This window comes from Dolichospermum sp. UHCC 0259 (genome assembly GCF_009711935.1).
Taxonomy (GTDB): domain Bacteria; phylum Cyanobacteriota; class Cyanobacteriia; order Cyanobacteriales; family Nostocaceae; genus Dolichospermum.
Map to the genome: position 1 here is coordinate 1 of NZ_VIKX01000172.1, position 1336 is coordinate 1336.

At 38.4% G+C, this 1336-nt stretch carries 1 protein-coding gene; it reads left to right on the forward strand.

The features are described 5' to 3' along the window. Positions 1-120 precede the first annotated feature (120 nt). Positions 121-1140, forward strand: coding sequence for a hypothetical protein (locus FJR05_RS13665; protein ID WP_168644619.1), 1020 nt, complete (start codon positions 121-123; stop codon positions 1138-1140). Positions 1141-1336: the final 196 nt, after the last annotated feature.

The window sequence follows — 1336 nt, forward strand, 5'->3', positions numbered from 1 at the left end:
TCGCTGGTTTTGGTCTTAGCACACTCAAGCAATTATTTAGAATGAAATAGCCCTGGCTGTACACCTCGTCAAATTGAAAATGAAACTGGTGTTCCTGCCGATACTATTACTGATTGGGGAATGCACGCTGGTCTATCTATATCCCAAAAATACTCTGATGAAATTAAACAGCAATGTTTAAGTCTCTATCAACAAGGACTAACATCTGAACAAATTCACGAACAGATAGGAATTCATCCAATTACAATTCGTAGTTGGATTAGTAAAGCAGGAATTAGTAGAGGTCAAAAGCGTCATTCCCAAACGGAAATTGAGAATTGTCTGAACCTTTATCAGCAAGGTAAAACACCTAAAGAAATTGCAGAAATTACCAATATAAAAGATGTGACAATTCGCTCATGGATTAGAAAATATGGTCTAAACAAACAGAAGAATAAGATAAAACATACAGATGCAATTCAACTCAGTTTTTCATCTCAAATACCTGCACCACCTAAACAGAAAAGAAAGCAATCTGGCTACTGGAAGGAGTTTGAAAAAGTTAAACGCGAAATTTTAAATATCAATGAGCAACGTGGTGAGTTGGGTATGATGCCAACAGCAGAACAATTGAAGCAGTTGGGACGCACAGACTTAGAAAGAGCCATATCTAAGCATCATAGTGGTTTTCAGTCAGTGGCAGAACAATTAGGACTGGAATTCAAGAAAAAACGGGCAGGTTATTGGCAGGATTTTGCCAATATTGAAAAACATATTCTGGCTTTTATTAGTCTACATGGTACTGCTGATATCATGCCTACTAAACAAGAATTAGAAGAGGCTGGAGAAAGGTCTTTAGCTAATGCAATGAATTTACATGGCGGGTTTCCAGAGGTGGCTCAACGCTTGGGATTAAAATTGTCTTATAGTCGGAAGGAACGTGATTATTGGAAGGATACAGATAATTTTAAAAGTGAGCTTTTACAGGTTGTGGAGCAGTTGGGGACTCCTGGGGTGATGCCTACCCATGAGCAACTTACTGAAATTGGACGGACTGATTTAATAGCTGCGATTACCAGTAATGGTGGTTGGCCGTCTGTAGCTCGTCGGGTTGGACTTACTTACGTCAAGCAGCACAACAATCCCAATGATTATTTCTAATTTCCCCCTCATCGCTAGATTATATATCTAAGCACATAACAACTAATAATCCCTATCTTGATGGTAGGGATTATTAAAAACCGCCAGATTGACATAATGCTACAAGCTTTGAGGGGTAAGAATTTTAGCGTATCTTGTCCTTAATTGTGACTTGAAGCATAAAGTGAGCCAAAAGCTTATTTTATGCTTCACAAAG